The 14,923-nt window shown below is 64.0% G+C and carries 11 protein-coding genes; 1 reads left to right on the top strand and 10 read right to left on the bottom strand.

Annotation, left to right across the window (positions count from 1 at the left end; genetic code table 11):
* Positions 1-66: 66 nt before the first annotated feature.
* Positions 67-1,521 (top strand): tyrosinase family protein, encoded by a 1,455-nt coding sequence (locus AC6I6U_RS24505; RefSeq protein WP_497878590.1) that lies wholly within the window; start codon positions 67-69, stop codon positions 1,519-1,521.
* 61 nt (positions 1,522-1,582) lie between these two features.
* On the opposite strand, the gene AC6I6U_RS24500 is transcribed toward AC6I6U_RS24505, so the two are convergent.
* The 10 genes from AC6I6U_RS24500 to AC6I6U_RS24455 all read right to left on the bottom strand — a co-directional run bounded on the left by AC6I6U_RS24500 (position 1,583) and on the right by AC6I6U_RS24455 (position 14,880).
* Positions 1,583-3,538 carry an acetoacetate--CoA ligase gene (locus tag AC6I6U_RS24500; protein WP_497878589.1) on the bottom strand — a complete coding sequence of 652 codons (1,956 nt, stop codon included), beginning with the start codon at positions 3,536-3,538 and terminating at the stop codon, positions 1,583-1,585.
* A gap of 69 nt (positions 3,539-3,607) precedes the next feature.
* Complete coding sequence (gene hbdH, locus AC6I6U_RS24495; protein ID WP_497878588.1) at positions 3,608-4,378, bottom strand: 3-hydroxybutyrate dehydrogenase; 771 nt, start codon at positions 4,376-4,378, stop codon at positions 3,608-3,610.
* A gap of 10 nt (positions 4,379-4,388) precedes the next feature.
* On the bottom strand, positions 4,389-5,780 hold the full coding sequence (locus AC6I6U_RS24490; protein ID WP_497878587.1) for a GntP family permease: 1,392 nt from the start codon (positions 5,778-5,780) through the stop codon (positions 4,389-4,391).
* 372 nt (positions 5,781-6,152) lie between these two features.
* Positions 6,153-7,568, bottom strand: a complete 1,416-nt coding sequence (locus tag AC6I6U_RS24485; RefSeq protein WP_497878586.1) for a sigma-54 interaction domain-containing protein — start codon at positions 7,566-7,568, stop codon at positions 6,153-6,155.
* Between the two features lie 11 nt (positions 7,569-7,579).
* Positions 7,580-9,175: an ABC transporter ATP-binding protein gene (locus AC6I6U_RS24480; RefSeq protein WP_497878585.1), complete on the bottom strand. Its 1,596-nt coding sequence runs from the start codon at positions 9,173-9,175 to the stop codon at positions 7,580-7,582.
* A gap of 14 nt (positions 9,176-9,189) precedes the next feature.
* On the bottom strand, positions 9,190-10,212 hold the full coding sequence (locus AC6I6U_RS24475; RefSeq protein WP_497878584.1) for an ABC transporter permease: 1,023 nt from the start codon (positions 10,210-10,212) through the stop codon (positions 9,190-9,192).
* Positions 10,212-11,276, bottom strand: coding sequence for a microcin C ABC transporter permease YejB (locus AC6I6U_RS24470; RefSeq protein ID WP_497878583.1), 1,065 nt, complete (start codon positions 11,274-11,276; stop codon positions 10,212-10,214). The genes AC6I6U_RS24475 and AC6I6U_RS24470 overlap by 1 nt, the downstream gene beginning before the upstream one ends.
* Positions 11,276-13,138 (bottom strand): extracellular solute-binding protein, encoded by a 1,863-nt coding sequence (locus tag AC6I6U_RS24465; RefSeq protein ID WP_497878582.1) that lies wholly within the window; start codon positions 13,136-13,138, stop codon positions 11,276-11,278. Before AC6I6U_RS24465 ends, AC6I6U_RS24470 begins: the two co-directional genes overlap by 1 nt.
* A 243-nt stretch (positions 13,139-13,381) precedes the next feature.
* Positions 13,382-13,663, bottom strand: a complete 282-nt coding sequence (locus AC6I6U_RS24460; RefSeq protein WP_497878581.1) for a peptidylprolyl isomerase — start codon at positions 13,661-13,663, stop codon at positions 13,382-13,384.
* Between the two features lie 122 nt (positions 13,664-13,785).
* The gene (locus AC6I6U_RS24455; protein ID WP_497878580.1) at positions 13,786-14,880 is read right to left on the bottom strand and encodes a 3-deoxy-7-phosphoheptulonate synthase; all 1,095 of its coding nucleotides are present in this window, start codon (positions 14,878-14,880) and stop codon (positions 13,786-13,788) included.
* Positions 14,881-14,923: the final 43 nt, after the last annotated feature.

Raw genomic sequence — 14,923 nt, 5'->3', positions numbered from 1 at the left:
ATTCAGGGAGTGAAGATGACTATCAGTCGAAGGACAGTGCTGCAGGCGGGAGTGATAGGTGGCGGTATGGCGTTGTTGCCGCTAGGAATGGTCAAGAAGGCCTGGGCCGCGCCGGCAAAGACCTTGGTACGCTACAACGTGCTCTCCCCCGAAGGGCAGAAGATGTTGAAAATCTACGCGGGTGCGGTGAAGAAGATGATGGCCAAGCCCGCGACCGATCCGCTGTCGTGGACCTTCCAGTGGTATATCCATGCAATTCCGGATGTCGATGCCGGGGATAAGTCCAAGGCGGTGGACAAGGTCTTCGGTAGTGCGGCTAGCCCGCAGAAGGCCCTGGCCCAGAGTGCCTGGTGGACCTGTGAGCCACATGCCAGCGGTAACAGCGATGCATTCCTGCCCTGGCATCGGATGTATGTGATGTATTTCGAGCAGATCATCCGTGAGGTTTCCGCAGAGCCGGAGTTCACGCTGCCGTTCTGGGATTACACAGGGCCCTCCAGTGCGGCGGGCAACAACTACAGCGTGATGCCCAAGGAGTTCCTGCTCAAGGACGATCCGGTCTTCGGCTCGCTCTACCGTCCTGACCGCAATCCCGGCTCCAACGCCGGCAAACCGGTGGTCGACTTTGGCAGTTCCCTTGACCTCGCTTGCATGAAGTGGCGCGACTACAGCAGCAAAACCGGCTTTTGTAGCAACATCGACAACAATCCGCACGGCAGCCTTCATGACGATGTAGGTAACGAAAAAGGCATGGGAGAGGTGCCTTGGGCTGCTAACGATCCGGTTTTCTGGATTCACCATGCCAACATTGATCGGATCTGGGCCAGTTGGGTCAAGAGTGGTGGCCAGAACCCCAACACCGGGAGCTACCTCAACCAGACCTGGACGTTCGCCGATGCGTCGGGGAAAGCGGTCAAGATCAAGACCGCCGACGTGCTCGACACGACGAAGCTGGCTTCTCCCTACATCTACTCGGAGTACGCCCAGCGGCCCAAGGGTAGCCTGCCATTTGCCACCGGCGAGAAAAAACTCCTGCTGCTGGCCCAGAGTGCGCCGCCTGCAACGGCCAAGGCCATCAGTCTTGGCAGCAAGCCCATCACTGTCACCTTGTCGGGAGGCGGGGCACCCGCGCCCGCAGCCAATGCGAGTAACTCTGCCGCTCATACTTTCAGCGCACAGGTGAAGGCTCTGCCGCCGGTTCAGGAATATGCCCTGTCATTCGAGGCAATTGCTGCCAGCGGAGCGCCAGGAAACGCCTATAACGTCTACCTGGGGCTACCGGAAGGAAAGGCACCGACTTCTGAATACCTTGTGGGTACGATCAGCATGTTTGGTGTTGGCGCGCACAAGGCACACCATGATGCCTCGAAAAGTGCCAGTTTCCTGGTGGGCGAACAGTTGCAGGTCCTGCTCAAGGCCGGGGAGGTCAAAGAAGCGCCTTCGGTGACGCTGGTTCCGGTGGGTGAGCCGGCTCCCGGGTCCGCACCGACCATTGGCAACATTTCCTTGTCGGCGATCTAGCCAGGAGGCCATACAGGCAGGCTTGGGAGGGTTGTACCTCGCGAGCCTGCCGGCGTTGTGGTCACTCCTGCAACTCCTCCCGGTTCCTGAACTGTTCCAGCGCCTCGGCGTTGGCCAGGGCATCGGTGTTCTTTACCGGCAACCCGTGCACCACGTTGCGCACCGCCAGTTCGACGATCTTGCCGCTCAGGGTCCGTGGAATGTCCGTCACCGCGACGATCTTCGCCGGAACATGACGTGGGGTGGTGTTGTCGCGGATCACCTGGCGAATCCGTTGCTGCAGTGCTTCGTCGAGCGCCACGCCTTCCTGCAGCCGCACGAACAGCACCACCCGCACATCGTTCTGCCATTGCTGGCCGATGGCGAGGCTTTCCACTACCGCCTCGACCTTTTCCACCTGCCGATAGATTTCCGCCGTACCGATGCGCACGCCGCCGGGGTTGAGCACGGCGTCGGAGCGACCGTGGATCATCAGGCCGCCGCCCTCAAGCTCCTCGGCATAGTCACCCTGGGCCCAGACACCTGGGAACAGGCTGAAATAGGAGGCCCTGAGTTTCTCCTGGCGGGGATCGTTCCACAGTCCGACCGGTATCGCCGGGAAGTGTCGGGTGCAGACCAACTCGCCTTTTTCGCCATGCACTGGCTGACCGTTGTCATCCCAGACCTCGACGGCCATGCCCAGGCTCTTGCACTGCATCTGGCCGCGGGTGACTGGAAGGGTCGGATTGCCGCTGACGAAGCAGGAGACGATATCGGTGCCGCCGGACATCGACGACAGGCACAGCTCGGCCTTGATCTCCCGGTAGACGTAGTCGTAGCTGTGGGGCGACAGCGGCGAGCCGGTGCAGAGAAGGGTCTTGAGGCGGTCCAGCCGGTGCGTCTGCCGTGGGCTGAGCCCGGCCTGTTCGAGGGCCGCGAGATATTTCGGGCTGGTGCCGAAGACGCTGATGTCCTCGTTGTCGATCAGGTCGAGCAGGCGTTGCGGGCCGGGGTGAAACGGCGAGCCGTCGTACAGCACCACCGTCGCGCCGACCGCCAGCGTCGAGACCAGCCAGTTCCACATCATCCAGCCGCAGGTGGTGTAGTAGAACAGGCAGTCGTCAGGCCCCAGGTCGACGTGCAGGCCATGTTCCTTGAGGTGCTGCAGCAACACGCCGCCGGTGCTGTGGACGATGCACTTGGGCACCCCGGTGGTGCCGCTGGAATAGAGGATGTACAGCGGCTGGGCAAAGGGTACCGGGACGAAATACGGCTCGCCGCCGGGCTGGTAGAAGTCTTGCCACAGGCTCACGTTTGCGCGGGTCCGGAAGTCTTCGGCACCGGCCTGGGGATGGGCGTAGGGCACCACCAGTAGTTGCCGAAGCGAGGGCAGATGTTCGAGGATTTCGTTGAGCTTGGCGCTCTGCTCCAGCTCCTTGCCGGCATAGCGGTAGCCGGCGCAGGCGATCAACACCTTGGGTTCGATCTGGCCGAAACGGTCGATGACGCCTTGGGTGCCGAAGTCCGGCGAGCAGCAGGACCAGATCGCGCCCAGGCTGGTGGTGGCGAGCATGCCTACCAGGGTTTGCCAGGTGTTTGGCATGCAGGCGGCGACCCGGTCGCCAACGCCGACGCCTGCCTCGCGCAGGCGCTGTTGCAGACCGGCGACATGGGCGGCCAGCTCGGCATGGGTAAGGGTTTCCCGTCGCCCGTCCTCGCTGACCGCGACCACGGCAAGGTGGTCGTCACGGCGGCGCAGCAGGTGTTCGGCGAAGTTCAGCGTCGCATCGGGGAACCAGTGGGCGCTGGGCATCTGTTGCTCTTCGACCAGCACACGGCTGGCCGGGGTGTGGAATTCGACATCGAAGAAATCGACGATCGCCTGCCAGAAGTCCTCGCGGCGTTCGATGCTGAAACGGTGCAGGGCCGGGTAGTCGGCGATCTGCAGGTCGTGACGGTGATTGACCAAGCGCCGGAAGGCTTCGATACGGGTTTTGCCGATGCGTTCTGCGCTGGGGCGCCACAGGACTTCTGACATGGGGTTCCCTTTCTTATTTTGTGTTTTTGGTGCGGGCCCTATTCGCGAGCAGGGCCCGCAGGGGCTCGACTATTGCGCCAACCACCCACCATCGATATTCCACGCCGCGCCGCGGACCTGGCTACCGGCCTCGCTACAGAGGAACAATACCAGTTCACCCAACTGCGGCGGGGTGACGAACTCCAGTGAAGGCTGCTTCTCCGCCAGCAGGTCATGCTGCGCCTGCTGCGGGTCGACGCCGCCGGCCGCACGGTCGTCGATCTGTTTCTGTACCAGTGGCGTCAGCACCCAGCCGGGGCAGATGGCGTTGCAGGTGACATTGCCGGTGGCGGTCTCCAGGCCGACCACCTTGGTCAGGCCGATCACGCCGTGCTTGGCTGCGACATAGGCTGCCTTGCCCACCGAACCGACCAGGCCATGCACCGAGGCGATGTTGACGATCCGCCCCCAGCCCTTGGCGCGCATGCCCGGCAGGGCCAGGCGGGTGCTGTGGAACACCGAGGACAGGTTGATCGCGATGATCGAGTCCCAGCGCTCCACCGGGAACTCGTCCACCGACGCCACATGCTGGATGCCGGCGTTGTTGACCAGGATGTCGACGCCGCCGAACTCCCGCTCGGCATAGGCGAACATCTCGGCGATCTGCGCCGGGTCGCTGACATCGGCCGGGTGATGACCGACCTTGCCGCCAAACTGGCGCACTTCGGCGAGCACGGCACTGGCGTCGCCGAAGCCGTTGAGGATCAGGTCGGCACCGGCCTTGGCCAGGCTCAGGGCGATACCCAGGCCGATGCCGCTGGTGGAGCCGGTGACCAGTGCGGTTTTTCCGTTGAGACTCATGTTCGATTCCTCAGACAATGCCGGTGGCGTAGAACGTGGCGATCACTACGAACACCGCCAGGGTCTTGATCAGCGTGATGCAGAAAATATCTTTATAGGCCTCGCGGTGGGTCAGCCCGGTCACGGCCAGAAGGGTGATCACCGCGCCGTTGTGTGGCAGGGTGTCCATGCCGCCACTGGCCATGGCGGCCACCCGGTGCAGCACTTCCAGTGGAATGTTGGCGGCGTGGGCGGCAGCGACGAAACTGTCGGCCATGGCGGCCAGGGCGATGCTCATTCCGCCCGAGGCGGAGCCGGTGATGCCGGCCAGCAGGGTCACGGTAATGGCTTCGTTGACCAGCGGGTTGGGGATGCTCTTGAGCCCTTCAGCCAGCACCAGGAAGCCAGGCAGCGAGGCGATCACCGCACCGAAACCGTATTCCGAGGCGGTGTTCATCGCCGCCAGCAGCGCGCCTGAAACGGCACTCTTGCTGCCTTCGGCGAGCTTGCTGCGAATCGCCCGGAAACCGAACAGCAACACCACCACGATGCCCACCAGCAGCGCCGCCTGGACTGCCCAGATGGCGGTGAGCTTGGCGACTTCGGTCTGTACCGGCGAGACCATGCCGGGCAGGCTGAGGGTGTGGGTCTTGCCGTACCAGAGCGGAATCCAGTGGGTGAACAGCAGGTTCATGCTGCCCACCAGCAGCAGGGGCGAGAGAGCGATCCACGGGTTGGGCAGGCGGATGTCCTCGGCGGTTTCCGGCTCGTTGCGCAGTTCCGTGCCATAGCCTTCGCCAGCGATCTGGGCCTTGTTGCGTTGGCGTTGCAGGAACAGCATGCCGGCGCAGAACACGAACACTGTGCCGATCAGTCCCAGCCATGGCGCGGCCCAGGCGGTGGTGTTGAAGAAGGTGCTGGGAATGATGTTCTGGATCTGTGGCGTGCCGGGCAGGGCGTCCATGGTGAAGGAGAACGCGCCGAGGGCGATGGTCGCCGGGATCAGGCGCTTGGGGATATTGCTCTGGCGGAACATCTCGGCCGCGAACGGATACACCGCGAACACCACCACGAACAGCGAGACGCCGCCGTAGGTCAGCAGCGCGCAGACCAGCACGATCACCAGCATCGCCTGGCGGGTACCGAGCAGGCGGATGGCGGTAGCGACGATGGAACGGGAGAAGCCCGACAGCTCGATCAGCTTGCCGAACACCGCGCCGAGCAGGAACACCGGGAAGTAGAGTTTGATGAAGCCGACCATCTTGTCCATGAACACCCCGGTGAAGGCGGGAGCGACGGCGGCGGGATCGGTGAGTAGGACGGCGCCGAGGGCGGCGATGGGGGCGAACAGGATGACGCTGTAGCCACGGTAGGCCGCAAGCATCAGCAGCGCCAGGGCTGCGAGGGCGATGATCACACTCATGGTGTGTCTCCAATTGTTATTTTTGTAGGTTAGGTCTGAATCTCCAGTGGGAATAGCGAGTTTCGTGCCATTAATTAAGTCATTGAAATATATGAATATTTTATAGGGTCATAAAAAGCCTTCAGATTTTTTCTCTATTTAGAGACAGCGCCGGATGGTTGGCAGCATCGAAAACCCGCTTGTGTGGCGAGCGGGCTTGCCCGCGCTCGGCTGCATGGCAGCCGCAAACCAGTCGCCTCAATAGCGCCTGATACACCGCGGTTACTGATTTTTGGCGCGCTTCGCACCCCAGCGCGGGCAAGCCCGCTCACCACAAGAGGGAATCTTGCTCGCCTTGGCGGGGTTTGTCTCTATTTCGGGATGTCAGTCTCTTTATTGAGACTCGCTGATGCCCAGCGCCACCATCTTTTTGTACAGGGTCGAGCGTCCCAGTCCCAACTGCCTGGCTGCGTCCATGACCTTGCCGCCACATTGCGCCAGGGTCGCTTCGATCAACTGCCGCTCGAATCGCTCGCGGGCGACGCTGAAGGTTTCCGTTCCGACCGCTGCCACGGCAGGAGCAGCCCGGCGCTCCAGTGGGCTGAACGTCCCGATTGCCCCACGAATATCGCTCGCGCCCAGCACCTGCGTATCACCCAGCAGCGCCGCTCGTTCCAGCACGTTGCGCAGCTCGCGGATGTTGCCCGGCCAGGCATGCTGCCCGAGCAGTTCCAGTGCCTCGGCGGCCAGTTCATGGTGACTGTCCAGTTCCTCGAGAATCACCTCGCTCAGCGCCGGCAGATCCTCCAGGCGTTCGCGCAGGGGCGGAACGTGGATCGGCAGGACATTGAGGCGGTAATACAGATCGGCGCGGAACTCGCCGCGCTTGATCGCTGCCTCCAGGTCGGTGGAGGTCGCGGCGATCACCCGAACATCGCTGCGCAATACCTCATTGGAACCGACCGGCTCGAACTCCTTCTCCTGCAGCACCCGCAGCAGCTTGCTTTGCAGGGGCAGCGGCATGTCGCCGATTTCGTCGAGGAACAGCGTGCCGCCCTGGGCGATCTGCAACTTGCCGGGGCGACCCTTGCGGTCGGCGCCGGTGAAGGCGCCCGGGGCGGTGCCGAAGAACTCCGCTTCCAGCAGCGTTTCGGGAATCGCCGCGCTGTTGATGCTGACGAATGCCTTGTGCGCCCGTGGCGAGGCGCTGTGGATGGCGTGGGCCAGCAGTTCCTTGCCGGTGCCGGTTTCGCCCAGCAGCAACACCGGCGACTCGGTGCTTGCGCTACGCCGGGCGCGGCGCTTGACCTCCAGGCTCGCGGCGCTGGTACCGATGAAGTGGGCGAAATTGTACTTGGTCTGCCGGGCCCGCAGCAGCGAGCGGGTCGAGGCCAGTTCCGCCTGCATGCTCTGGTAGCGCTTGAGCAGTGGCGAGAGGCTGTGCAGCTCGCCAAACAGGGCAAAGCCGATGGCGCCGATCACCACGCCGACATCGTCGTGAACCGGCAGGCGCATCACCACCAGCGGTTCCTTGGGCATGTCTTGCAGGTCCAGCAGGATCGGCCGGCCCGTGCGCACCACCTCGCGCAGCAGGCTGCCGGGGATCACGCTCTCGCAGGGTTGGCCGATGGCCTGTTCGGCGCTGCCCAGGCCAAAGCGCTTGGCATAACGCTCGTTCATCCAGACGATCCGCGCGTCGCGGTCGACGATCACCGTGCCTTCGCTGGACTGCTCGATGTTCTCGAACAGCGAACGAATCGCCAGCAGGCGAACCCGCTGGTAGTCCTTGAGGCTCTCACGGTCGTTCATCGGCGTCTGGCTCACGGACAGTTCAGGGGGGAAGTGTGGGTCAGTGTCGCTGCCAGCAGCTCCTGGGTGTACGGGTGTTGCGGGTTATCGAACACTGCGCAGGTACTGCCCTGTTCGACCACCTTGCCGTCCTTGACCACGATCAGGTCGTGGGCAAGGGCGCGGACCACCGACAGGTCGTGGCTGATGAACAGATAGGTCAGGCCGTGCTTGGCCTGCAGGTCACGCAAGAGCGCGACCACCTGCTTCTGCACCGTGCGGTCGAGGGCCGAGGTCGGTTCGTCGAGCAGGATCAGCGCCGGCTTGAGCACCAGGGCCCGGGCGATGGCAATCCGCTGACGCTGGCCGCCGGAGAACTCATGGGGATAACGATGACGGCTTTGCGGGTCGAGGCCGACTTCCTCCAGTGCGCGGATCACCTGGGCCTCATGCTCGGCGGCGGTACCGGGGCAGTGCACCTCGATGCCTTCGCTGATGATCTGCGCCACCGACATGCGGGGGCTCAGGCTGCCGAACGGGTCCTGGAACACCACCTGCATCTGCTTGCGCCATGGCCGCAACTGTTTCTGGTTGAGGCCATCCAGGGGCTGGCCCTGGAAGCGGATGCTGCCCTCGGAGTCGAGCAGCCGCAGGATCGCCTGGCCGAGGGTCGACTTGCCGGAGCCGGACTCGCCGACGATGCCCAGGGTTTTGCCGCGCTGTACGCAGAGACTGATGCCATCCACTGCCTGCAGGTACTCCTTGCGCCGCAGCAGCCCGCCGCCGACCTGGAAGCGCACGCGCAGGTCATCGACGTGCAGCACGCTTTCGTTATCGTCCAGGGCCAGTGCTTCGCCGGCCGGCTCGGCATCCAGCAGCAGGCGGCTATAGGGATGTCGTGGCTGGTTGAACAGGGTTTCGCAGTCGGCCTGCTCGACGCTTTCCCCGGCCTTCATCACACAGACCCGCTGGGCGATGCTGCGCACCAGGTTGAGGTCGTGGCTGATCAGCAGCAGCGACATGCCCAGGCGTTGTTGCAACGACTTGAGCAGCAGCAGGATCTTGCGCTGCACGGTAACGTCGAGGGCGGTGGTCGGCTCGTCGGCGATCAGCAGTTCCGGTTCGCAGGCCAGGGCCATGGCGATCATCACCCGCTGGCGCTGGCCGCCGGAGAGTTGATGCGGGTAGGCCTTGAGCCGTTCCCGGGGTTTCTGGATGCCCACCAGTTCCAGCAGTTCGAGGATTCGCGCCTGGGCCGCCTTGCCGCCCAGGCCCTTGTGCAGCATCAGCGTTTCGCCGATCTGCTTTTCGACCGTGTGCAGCGGATTCAGCGAGGTCATTGGTTCCTGGAAGATCATCGCGATACGGTCGCCGCGAATCTGCCGCAGAGTGCCGTTGTCGGCGCCGAGCAACTCCTGGCCGCGATAACGCACGCTGCCGGTGGAGTGGCAGCCGGTCTGCGGCAGCAGTTGCAGGATCGAGTGGGCCGTCACCGACTTGCCCGAACCGGATTCGCCGACCAGTGCCAGGCACTCGCCGGCACGGATATCCAGGCCCAGGTCGCGGACCACGGGCTGGCCACCGAACGCCACGGTCAGGTGGCGGATTTCAATCAGGTTGTCAGTCATTGCGCGGGCCTGGTTCATGAGCGGGGGTCGAAGGCATCACGCAGCGCCTCGCCGATAAAGACCAGCAGCGAGAGGATCAGCGCCAGGGTGAAGAAGGCGGTGAATCCCAGCCACGGGGCTTGCAGGTTCTGTTTGCCCTGGCCGATCAACTCGCCAAGCGACGCGCTGCCGGCGGGCATGCCGAAGCCGAGGAAGTCCAGGGCGGTGAGGGTCGAGATGGCGCCGGTGAGGATGAACGGCAAGTAGCTCAGGGTCGCGTTCATCGCATTGGGCAGGATGTGTCGCAGGATGATCTTGCGGTCGTTCAGACCCAGGGCGCGGGCGGCCTTGACGTATTCCAGGTTGCGCCCACGGAGGAACTCGGCACGGACCACGTCGACCAGCGCCAGCCAGGAGAACAGCGCCATGATCCCCAACAGCCACCAGAAGTTCGGCTCGACGAAGCCCGACAGGATGATCAGCAGGTACAGCACCGGCAGCCCGGACCAGACTTCCAGCAGGCGTTGGCCGAGCAGGTCGATCCAGCCGCCGTAGTAGCCTTGCAGGGCGCCGGCGGCAATGCCGATCAGCGCACTGATGGCGGTCAGCGCCAGGGCGAACAGAATCGACACCCGTGCGCCGAAGATCACCCGCGCCAGCACGTCGCGGGCCTGGTCGTCGGTGCCCAGCCAGTTCACCGTGGTGGGCGGGCTGGGGGCCGGCTTGTTGAGGTCGTAGTTGGGCGTGTCGGCACTGAACGGAATCGGCGGGAACAGCATCCAGCCGCCATCACGGGTGATCAGCTGGCGCACGTAGTCGCTGCGGTAGTCGGCCTGGAACGGCAGTTGGCCGCCGAATTCCTGCTCGGTGTAGCGCTTGAATACCGGGAAGTACAGTGAACCCTGGTAGCTGAGCACCAGCGGCTTGTCATTGGCGATCAGCTCGCCGCCCAGGCTCAGCACGAACAGCGCGGCGAACAGCCACAACGACCACCAGCCTCGGCGGTTGGCCTTGAATCGGTCGAGCCGGCGACGGCTGACGGGAGAAAGTCGCAGCATCAGGCGTTCCTCGCGGCGAAGTCGATACGCGGGTCGACCAGGGTGTAGCAGAGGTCGCCGATCAGTTTTATCAGCAGCCCGAACAGGGTGAAGATGAACAGCGAACCGAATACCACCGGGTAGTCGCGCGACACCGCCGCTTCATAGCTCATGCGGCCCAGGCCATCGAGGGAGAAGATCACCTCGATCAACAGGGAGCCGGCGAAGAACACGCTGATGAACGCCTGGGGAATGCCCGAGACCACCAGCAGCATGGCGTTGCGAAACACATGGCCGTAGAGCACCCGGCGTTCGCTCAGGCCCTTGGCCCGCGCCGTGACCACGTACTGGCGGGTGATCTCGTTGAGAAACGAGTTCTTGGTCAGGATCGTCAGGGTGGCGAAACCGCCGATCACCAGCGAGGTCACTGGCAGCACCAGGTGCCAGAAGTAGTCGGCGACCTTGCCCAGTGTCGAGAGCTGGTCGAAGTTGTCCGAGACCAGGCCGCGCACCGGGAACCAGTTCAGCGAGGTGCCGCCGGCGAATAGCACGATCAGCAGCATGGCGAACAGGAACGCCGGCATCGCGTAACCGAGGATGATCGCGGTGCTGCTCCAGATATCGAAGCGGCTGCCGTGGCGGACCGCCTTGCGGATCCCCAGGGGGATCGACACCAGGTAGGTGATCAGCGTGGCCCACAGGCCGAGGGAAATGGTCACCGGCATCTTTTCCAGGATCAGGTCGGTGACCTGGGCGCCGCGGAAGAAGCTTTTGCCGAAGTCGAGGTGGGCGTAGCTCTTGAGCATCAGCCAGAAGCGTTCCGGGGCCGGCTTGTCGAAACCGTACTGGCGCTCGATGTCGGCGATCAGCTTGGGATCGAGGCCGCGACTGGCACGGGACGAACCGTGCAGCCCGTCACCACCGCCACCACCGATCGCGCCGCCACCGCCCACGCCTTGCAGGCGGGCGATGGCCTGTTCCACCGGGCCACCGGGAGCGGCCTGGACGATGACGAAGTTGACCAGCAGGATGATCAGCAGCGTCGGGATGATCAGCAGCAGGCGCCGCAGGATATAGGCCGGCATCAGCGGCGCCCTCCATCACGGCCGCGCTTGATCAGCTCGGCGGTCATCTGTTCGTTGGTCAGCGGCGTCGGGCTGACTTCCCACCAGGTTTCGACAGCCGCGTCATTGCTGGCCTGTATCTGCGGAATGCCGAAACGGTTCCACCACACCGTGGAGATGCCTGGCGGGTAGTAGTTGGGGATCCAGTAGTAGTTCCACTGCAGTACCCGGTCCAGGGCATGGGCGTAGCTGAGCATCTGTTTCTGGGTATCGGCCTTGACCAGGCCGTTGATCAGGCTGTCCACGGCCGGGTTCTGCAGGGCCATGAAGTTGTTCGAGCCGGGATCGGTCGCCGTCGACGAGCCGAAGAAATTGTACAGCTCGATGCCCGGCGAGGTGGTCACCGGGTAGCCGCTGACGATCATGTCGTAGTCGCGGTTCTTGAGACGGTTGACGTACTGCGACGGGTCGATGCGGCGGATGTCCATGCGGATGCCGATCTGCGCCAGGTTACGCTTGTACGGCAGCAGCAGGCGCTCCATGCCGTTTTGGGCATTGAGGAAGGTGAAGCTCAGCGGCTCGCCCCGGGCATTGACCAACTGGTCACCTTTCGGTTTCCAGCCGGCCTGTTCCAGCAGGGCCAGGGCTTGCAACTGCTTGTCGCGCAGGTTGCCGCTGGCGTCGGTCTTCGGTGCCTCGAAAACCTGGGTGAAGACCTCGTCGGGGATCTGTCCGCGCAACGGTTCGAGAATCGACAGCTCGTCCTTGTCCGGCAACTCGCGGGCGGCCAGTGGCGTGTTGGAGAAGAAGCTCTGCTGGCGCAGGTACATGTTGCGCATCATCTGCCTGTTGCTCCACTCGAAGTCCCAGAGCATGGCCAGGGCCTGGCGTACCCGGCGATCCTGGAACATCGGCTTCTGCAGGTTGAAGACGTAGCCCTGGGACGGCTGCGGTGATTCCGGTGCCAGGTGTGCCTTCTGCAGGCGACCGTCGCTCAGCGCCGGGCTGTCGTAGCCGATGGAGTAGGCGGTGGCGGAGAACTCGCGGTTGTAGTCGTAGGCGCCGCCACGCAATACCTGGCGTGCGACGTCGGTGTCGCCGAAGTATTCGATGCTGAAGCGGTCGAAGTTGTACAGGCCACGGTTGACCGGCAGGTCCTTGCCCCACCAGTCGGGGTTGCGGGCGAAGGTGATGCTGCGCCCGGAGTCGACCTTGCTGACCCGGTACGGGCCGCTGCCCAGCGGGGCTTCGTAGCCGCCGCCGTCGGCGAAGTCGCGGGTTTTCCACCAGTGTTCCGGCAGGACTGGCAGGGTGGCGATATCCAGCGGCAGCGAGCGGTTTTCGGTGTTCTTGAAATCGAAGCGGACCTGGGTCGGTGACTCGACCACCACGTCCTTGATGCCTTCGAACTGCATGCGGTAGCTCAGGCTGCCTTCGGTCATCAGCAGGTTGAAGGTGTAGCGCACGTCCTCGGCGGTAATCGGCGTGTTATCGGCGAAGCGCGCCTTGGGGTTGAGGAAGAAACGCAGCGACAGGCCGTCATCGGAACGCTGCATCTTCTCGGCGACCAGGCCGTAGACGGTATAGGGCTCGTCGAGGGAGCGTACCGCCAGAGGCGAATAGATATAGCTGTCGATTTGCGAAACGCCTATGCCCTTGTCGATGTAGGGCAGCACATGGTCGAACTGGCCGATTTCGATGGCCGAGCGCTTGAGGCTGCCGCCCTTGGGGGCGTCGGGGTTGGCGTAGTCGAAGTGGCTGAAGTTGGCCGGGTATTTGGGCGGCTCGCCGTACACCGTCAGGGCGTGTTGTGCGGGAGCGGCGTGGGCGACGCTGGCGAACAGGGCCAGGGTGCTGAGTGTCAGGGAAAGAACCAGTCGCATCGTCAGCCTTGAGGACGGTGTGAAAGTTGGTTGCCTCCTGTGGCAAGCAGGTTCCGGTGGCGAGCGGGCTTGCCTGCGCTCGGCTGCGAAGCAGTCGTAAAGCCGGTTTGCTCGGTATTTCTGATAGGCCGAGTGTCCGGTTTCAGGATCGCCTTGCGACCCAGCGGGGCAAGCCCCCTCGCCACAGGGGCTGGCTGCCACAAGGGCGGTGGTTGCCCCGAAGAGCAACCCTCGTTGGGGCGATCAGTCCTGGCGGCTGGTGACTTCCAGCAGGTGGTAGCCGAACTGGGTTTTCACCGGGCCTTGCACGGTATTGACCGGGGCGCTGAATACCACGGTGTCGAATTCCTTGACCATCTGGCCTGGGCCGAAGGAACCCAGGTTGCCGCCGTCACGGCTGGAAGGGCAGGTGGAGTTGGCCTTGGCGATTTCGCCGAAGTCGGCGCCGCCTTCGATCTGGGCCTTGAGTTCGTTGCACTTGTCTTCAGTGGCAACCAGGATGTGGCGGGCAGTGGCTCGGGCCATGGTGGGGTACTCCTTTCAGGAAAATGTTGAGCCTACCGGATTCAGGCGGCTTTTTCCTGGCAAAGTTCCTCGGTGGCGATCCGACTTGCCCGCGAAGGCGTCCTCTCGGCGAACGCGTCCTGTCAGGCTCTCACCGCCGTGCCGGACGCCGCCCGCTCCCGCAACCGCTGCGCCGCACCGCGCAGCAACTGCTCGGTCGCGTCCCAGCCCAGGCAACCGTCGGTGATCGACACACCGTACTTGAGCGATGGGCCCAACGGCTGGCAACCCTCGAACAGATGGCTCTCGAGCATCATGCCGATCAGCGAACGGTCGCCCTGCAGGCGCTGTTCCAGCACTTCGGCGAAGACGGCTGGCTGGCGCAACGGGTCCTTGCCGCTGTTGGCATGGCTGCAATCGACCATCATCCGGCTCGGGATGCCTTGTTTCTCCAAGCCTGCCCGGGCCAGGGCGATGCTGCGGGCATCGTAGTTCGGGCCGCGGTGGCCGCCGCGCAGTACCAGATGGGTGTCCGGGTTGCCCGCCGTCTGGATGATCGCCGGATGTCCCTGGCTATCGACGCCGAAATGCCGGTGAGTATGCGCGGAGGAGCGCATGGCATCGCTGGCAACGCCGACACCGCCGTCGGTGCCGTTCTTGAAGCCTACTGGCATCGGCAGGCCGCTGGCCATTTCCCGGTGGATCTGCGACTCGGTGGTCCGTGCGCCAATCGCGACCCAGCTCAGCAGGTCGTCGAAGTAGCTGGCCGCCATCGGCTGCAGCAGTTCGGTGGCGATCGGCAGGCCCATGCGCAACATCTCGCGCATCAGTTCACGGGACAGCGCCAGGCCGCCGGCCATGTCGTCGCTGCCATCCAGGTGCGGGTCGTAGGCCAGGCCTTTCCATCCGACCGTGGTGCGCGGCTTTTCAACGTAGGCACGCATCACCAGCAGCATCTGGTCGCTGACGTCATTCGCCAGGCTGGCCAGGTGTCCGGCGTATTCAAGGGCCGATTGCGGGTCGTGGATCGAGCAGGGGCCGACGATCATCAGCAGGCGCTGATCTTCACCGTCGAGAATGGCGCGTACCGCCTCGCGGTGGCGGGCGACCTGGTCGCTGAGCGTCGTGTTGAGAGGCAGGTGCTGCTTGAGTTGCAGGGCCGTCGGCAGGCGCTGGGTCAGCGGCTCGTTGGCGGACGACAGGGCGGACAGTGGCAAGGCAGAGAGAGACGAGTTCATGTTCGGGGTTCCTTGGGCAGGCGGCGGGTCTTCCCGCGCGCGG

Source organism: Pseudomonas sp. UTLPPB19802, assembly GCF_059730225.1.
Note: the sequence above shows the minus strand (reverse complement) of the source record. Positions and strands in the feature narration are given on the sequence as shown.

Coding starts and splice junctions, on each gene's coding strand:
- AC6I6U_RS24505 (WP_497878590.1), top strand. CDS start 67: ATGGCGTTGTTGCCGCTAGGAATGGTCAAGAAGGCCTGGGCCGCGCCG.
- AC6I6U_RS24500 (WP_497878589.1), bottom strand. CDS start 3,538: ATGTCAGAAGTCCTGTGGCGCCCCAGCGCAGAACGCATCGGCAAAACC.
- hbdH (WP_497878588.1), bottom strand. CDS start 4,378: ATGAGTCTCAACGGAAAAACCGCACTGGTCACCGGCTCCACCAGCGGC.
- AC6I6U_RS24490 (WP_497878587.1), bottom strand. CDS start 5,780: ATGAGTGTGATCATCGCCCTCGCAGCCCTGGCGCTGCTGATGCTTGCG.
- AC6I6U_RS24485 (WP_497878586.1), bottom strand. CDS start 7,568: ATGAACGACCGTGAGAGCCTCAAGGACTACCAGCGGGTTCGCCTGCTG.
- AC6I6U_RS24480 (WP_497878585.1), bottom strand. CDS start 9,175: ATGACTGACAACCTGATTGAAATCCGCCACCTGACCGTGGCGTTCGGT.
- AC6I6U_RS24475 (WP_497878584.1), bottom strand. CDS start 10,212: ATGCTGCGACTTTCTCCCGTCAGCCGTCGCCGGCTCGACCGATTCAAG.
- AC6I6U_RS24470 (WP_497878583.1), bottom strand. CDS start 11,276: ATGCCGGCCTATATCCTGCGGCGCCTGCTGCTGATCATCCCGACGCTG.
- AC6I6U_RS24465 (WP_497878582.1), bottom strand. CDS start 13,138: ATGCGACTGGTTCTTTCCCTGACACTCAGCACCCTGGCCCTGTTCGCC.
- AC6I6U_RS24460 (WP_497878581.1), bottom strand. CDS start 13,663: ATGGCCCGAGCCACTGCCCGCCACATCCTGGTTGCCACTGAAGACAAG.
- AC6I6U_RS24455 (WP_497878580.1), bottom strand. CDS start 14,880: ATGAACTCGTCTCTCTCTGCCTTGCCACTGTCCGCCCTGTCGTCCGCC.